Source organism: Caulobacter sp., from assembly GCF_035254145.1.
In the GTDB taxonomy this organism is placed as follows: domain Bacteria; phylum Pseudomonadota; class Alphaproteobacteria; order Caulobacterales; family Caulobacteraceae; genus Caulobacter.
In genome coordinates, this window is record NZ_DATFAV010000264.1 from 1 (window position 1) to 4,400 (window position 4,400).

Here is a 4,400-nt window from a genome sequence, read left to right on the forward strand (position 1 = left end):
AGGTCAGTCTCGATGGCCCGTCCCTGCCCCTGGCCCCGAACGCGGCCGTCGCATTGGCCATGATCTTCCATGAGCTGGCGACCAACGCCTCCAAATACGGGGCACTCTCGCGCGAGACCGGCCGTGTCAGCGTCACCTGGAATCAGGAGGCCCGCACCCGGCTGGTCATCCGATGGCGTGAACAGGGAGGTCCCGCGGTGTCCTCGCCCCAGCGCACGGGCTTTGGTTCACGCCTGATCGCCGCCAGCCTCAAGGGCGAGCTGGCCGGATCGGCCGAGTTCGACTACGCGCCCGAGGGGCTGACCTGCGTGCTGACCATCCTGGCGACCACCCGGGGCGCCTAAAGCCCGCGCGCGTGCATGACCGATCGTCGCAGCGCCTTGTTGTCGCCTTGGCTTGGCCACGGGCGACCTGCAATAGAGGCGGGGTCGTAGGGGAGTTTTTCGCGATGAGCCTTTCTTTCCTGATCGGAGCCATCCTGGGTTCTGGCCTGTTCATCGCGCTGGGGCGCGCGCCGGCCCAGAAGCTGATCGCCCTCGTTCAGGAACGCATGCGCGGGAACTAACGGCGCCGTTGGGTCTTGATTGGACAGGGTCGCGCAGGGCGACCGTTCATGGAGTCCCTACGATGTCCATTCTCGCCTGGCTTCTTCTCGGCCTGATCGCAGGCTTCATCGCCAGCAAGCTCGTCAATCGCTCCGGCAGCGGCGTCCTGCTGGATATCGTACTCGGCATCGTCGGCGCCTTCGTCGGCGGCTGGCTGTTCAACCAGTTCGGCAACAGCGGCGTTTCGGGCTTCAACCTCTACAGCCTGCTGGTGGCCACCATCGGCGCGATCGTCGTGCTGGCGATCTACCACCTGATCTTCGGCCGCCGCGCCCTTTAGCGCGGAGGTCCGACGGCGGGCCCTCCGCGGCCCGCCGCTGATCCCTCAGATCTCTTCCTTCAGAAGATCGTCCACCAGATCCCCGATCCACGGGTTGCGAGCCCGCTTGAGACGCTCGGCGTGGTAGATGTGGGCTAGATCCGCGTAGGCGCGGTCGAAATCGTCGTTCAGGATCACGTAGTCGAACAGCTCCCACGCCGCGACCTCGTCCTTGGCGCGAGACAGGCGGCGGTGGATGACGTCCTCGCTGTCCTGGCTGCGCGTGTGCAGCCGCCGGCTCATCTCGGCCAGCGACGGCGGCAGGATGTAGACCAGCACGCTGTCCTGCCCCGCCTGGGCGTGGACCTTCATGGCGCCCTGGAAGTCGATGTCGAACAGGGCGCTCTCGCCGCGCTCCAGGGCCTCCATGATCGGGGGACGCGGACTGCCGTAGTAGTTTCCGTAGACCTCGGCCCACTCCAGGAAGGCGTCCTGGTCGATCATCTCCTGGAACGTCTCGCGGCTGACGAAATGATAGTCGCGGCCGTCGTGCTCGCCCGGACGCGGCTCGCGCGTCGTGGCGCTGATCGACAGGTGCAGGTCGTTGTGGTCGGACACCAGGCGGCGGGTCAGCGAGGTCTTGCCCACGCCCGACGGCGCGACGACCATCAGGAGCAGACCGCGATGAGGATGATGGGGTTTATTCAACGTTCTGGACCTGCTCGCGGAACTGCTCGATCACGGCCTTGAGCTCCAGACCGATCGCGGTCAGGGCGGTCAGGGCCGATTTCGAACAGAGGGTATTGGATTCTCGCATGAATTCCTGCGAGAGGAAGTCGAGTCTACGCCCCGACGCGCCCTCGCCCACAAGCAAGACCCGCGCGGCGACGACATGGCTGGCCAGGCGATCGAGCTCCTCGCGCACATCGGCCTTCACGGCCTGGGCGGCCGCTTCCTGGACGATGCGCTCCTCGCTGGCGCCCTCGCCGACCAGTTCGGCCATGCGGCGGGCGAAGCGCTCCTTCAGCACCGTTGGCTGGCCAGCGGCCTCGCCTTCGGCCTGGCGGTTCAGGTCCTCGATCCGGTCGACCAGGCCGTGCAGCACCGGGGTCAGGGCCGCCCCCTCCTCGAGCCGCGCCGTCTTCAGCCGGTCCAGCGCCTGGGCGATCGAGGCCGCCATGGCCGCCTCGATGGCGGCGCGGGTCTCGGCGTCGTCCTCGTCCTCGCGCGCCTCGATGACGCCCTTCAGCGCCAACAGGCCGTCCAGGGCGGGCTTGGCGACCATGCCGGTGGCGACATAGGGGCCGCCGGCGGTCAGGTAGCGTTCAAGCACCTGGATGTTGACGCGGGTCTCGCCCACCGTCTCCAGGCGCTTGGCCTGGACGCCGAGCGTCAGCTGGCCGCGCTGGAAGCGGGCCTGGGCGCCGTCGCGGGCGGCGCGCTCCAGCCCCTCGAAGCCCGGCGGGCCGCGAAAGCGGGTCTCCAGGTTGCGGCCGTTGACGCTGCGCGCCTCGACGGCCCAGGTCCAGGCCCCGTGGGCGCCCTCGACGCGGGCGAAGCCGGTCATTCCGGACAGGGGCATGGGCTCAGCCCCCCGTCTTTGCGGCGCGCTGGCGCTCGATCTCGCGCCACTTGGCGACGTTGGCGTTGTGCTGCTCCAGGGTCGAGGCGAACACGTGTCCGCCCGTGCCGTCGGCGACGAAGTAGAGGTCGCCGGTCTTGGCTGGATTGAGCACGGCCGCCAGGGCCGCCCGGCCCGGATTGGCGATCGGCGTCGGCGGCAGGCCGGCGATCAGATAGGTGTTGTAGGGCGTTGGGCGCTGCAGCTCCGACAGGCGGATGCCCCGGCCCAGCGGTCGCCCGCGCGAGATGCCGTAGATGATGGTCGGGTCCGAGCCCAGGCGCATGCCCGTCCGCAGGCGGTTGACGAACACGGCCGCCACGCGGGGACGCTCCGAGGCCAGCCCCGTCTCCTTCTCCACGATCGAGGCCAGCGTCACCGCCTCCTCCTTGGAGCTGAACGGCAGGCCGGGCTGACGATTGGCCCAGAGCTCGTTCAGGACGGCGTCGCGGTCGTCCATCATGCGCTGCAGGACGGCGGCGCGGTCCTCGCCGCGCTGAACCTCATAGGTCTCGGGCAGGATCGCGCCTTCCGGCGGCGTGGGGGCGTCGCCCGCCAGCACGTCGGATCCGTTCAGGATGTCCATCACCATGTCCGAGGTCAGGCCCTCGGGAATGGTGATCCAGTGGCGCACGATGCGGCCGTGACGGATGGCGTCCAGCACGGCGGCCATCGAGGCGCGAGTCTTGAACTCGTACTCCCCGGCCTTCAGCGTCCGCGCCGCGCCGGTCAGCTTGGCGGCGGTCATGAAGAGCGAGGACGAGCCGATGACGCCGCCCTGCTCGAGGCTGGCGGCGATCTCCGGCAGGCTGGCGCCCTTGCGCAGAACGACCGTCGTCTTGTCCCCCGTCGGCGCCGAAGGGCCCGGACCTTGGTAGACCCACAAAGCGGCCAGGAGGACCACGACGCCGACCGCCGCGAAGGTGGCGACGGCGCCGAACAGGCCCCGCGTCAGTCGGCGGGCGGCCGAGGCGGTTTCCCGCCGGGAGGACTTGCCCCGCGCCGGCTTGCGGCGGGGAGACGACGGCTTCTTGCTCACGAGACCTTCTTGAACACGACGCAGGCGTTGGTGCCGCCGAAGCCGAAGCTGTTGGACACGGCCACGTCGATCTTGTGCGGCACGGCCTTGTTCGGAGCCAGGTTCATGGCGACGTGGACGTCGGGATTGTCCAGGTTGATGGTCGGCGGCGCGATCTGGTCGCGGATCGCCAGGATCGAGAAGATCCCCTCGATCGCGCCGGCCGCGCCCAGGAGGTGCCCGGTCATCGACTTGGTCGAGGACATGATGACGTTCTTGGCGTGGTCGCCCAGGAAGCGTTCCACCGCGCCGGCCTCGAGGCCGTCAGCCATGGTCGAGGTGCCGTGGGCGTTGACGTAGTCGATGTCCGAGGGCTTGAGGCCCGCGTCCTTGACCGCCGCCTGCAGCGCGCGGAAGCCGCCTTCGCCGTCTTCCGACGGGGCGGTGATGTGGTGGGCGTCGCCCGACAGGCCATAGCCGACGACCTCGGCGTAGATCTTGGCGCCGCGCGCCTTGGCGTGCTCGTACTCTTCCAGCACCAGAGCGCCGGCGCCCTCGCCCATGACGAAGCCGTCACGGTCCTTGTCATAGGGGCGCGAAGCCTTTTCGGGCGTATCGTTCCAGTCGGTGGAGACGGCGCGGCAGGCGATGAAACCGGCGATGCCGACCTTGCAGACGGCGGCTTCCGCGCCGCCGGCGATCATCACGTCCGCGTCGCCGTACTTGATCAGGCGCATGGCGTCGCCGATGGCGTGGGCGCCGGTGGCGCAGGCCGTCACGACCGCGTGGTTGGGCCCCTTGAAGCCGTACTTGATCGAGACCTGGCCCGAGATCAGGTTGATCAGGGCCGAGGAGATGAAGAACGGGCTGACCCGACGCGGGCCCTTGGCTTCCAGC

General features: G+C 69.0%; 5 protein-coding genes and 1 pseudogene. 2 read left to right on the top strand and 4 right to left on the bottom strand.

Going from position 1 to position 4,400, the window contains the following annotated elements:
* Positions 1-344: pseudogene (locus VJ655_RS16180) on the top strand (sensor histidine kinase); the annotation flags it as partial.
* A 283-nt stretch (positions 345-627) separates the two neighbouring features.
* On the top strand, positions 628-885 hold the full coding sequence (locus tag VJ655_RS16185) for a GlsB/YeaQ/YmgE family stress response membrane protein (protein ID WP_099535779.1): 258 nt from the start codon (positions 628-630) through the stop codon (positions 883-885).
* A 45-nt stretch (positions 886-930) separates the two neighbouring features.
* Here VJ655_RS16185 and gmk read toward each other — a convergent pair whose 3' ends face one another.
* The 4 genes from gmk to VJ655_RS16205 form a co-directional block, all read right to left on the bottom strand.
* Positions 931-1,572, bottom strand: coding sequence for a guanylate kinase (gene gmk / locus VJ655_RS16190; RefSeq protein ID WP_324112834.1), 642 nt, complete (start codon positions 1,570-1,572; stop codon positions 931-933).
* Positions 1,565-2,446, bottom strand: a complete 882-nt coding sequence (locus VJ655_RS16195) for a YicC/YloC family endoribonuclease (RefSeq protein ID WP_324112836.1) — start codon at positions 2,444-2,446, stop codon at positions 1,565-1,567. Before VJ655_RS16195 ends, gmk begins: the two co-directional genes overlap by 8 nt.
* 4 nt (positions 2,447-2,450) lie before the next feature.
* Positions 2,451-3,524: an endolytic transglycosylase MltG gene (gene mltG / locus VJ655_RS16200; protein ID WP_324112837.1), complete on the bottom strand. Its 1,074-nt coding sequence runs from the start codon at positions 3,522-3,524 to the stop codon at positions 2,451-2,453.
* On the bottom strand, positions 3,521-4,400 hold an 880-nt coding region (locus VJ655_RS16205; protein ID WP_324112839.1), incomplete at its 5' end, for a beta-ketoacyl-ACP synthase II. The genes mltG and VJ655_RS16205, both read right to left, overlap by 4 nt.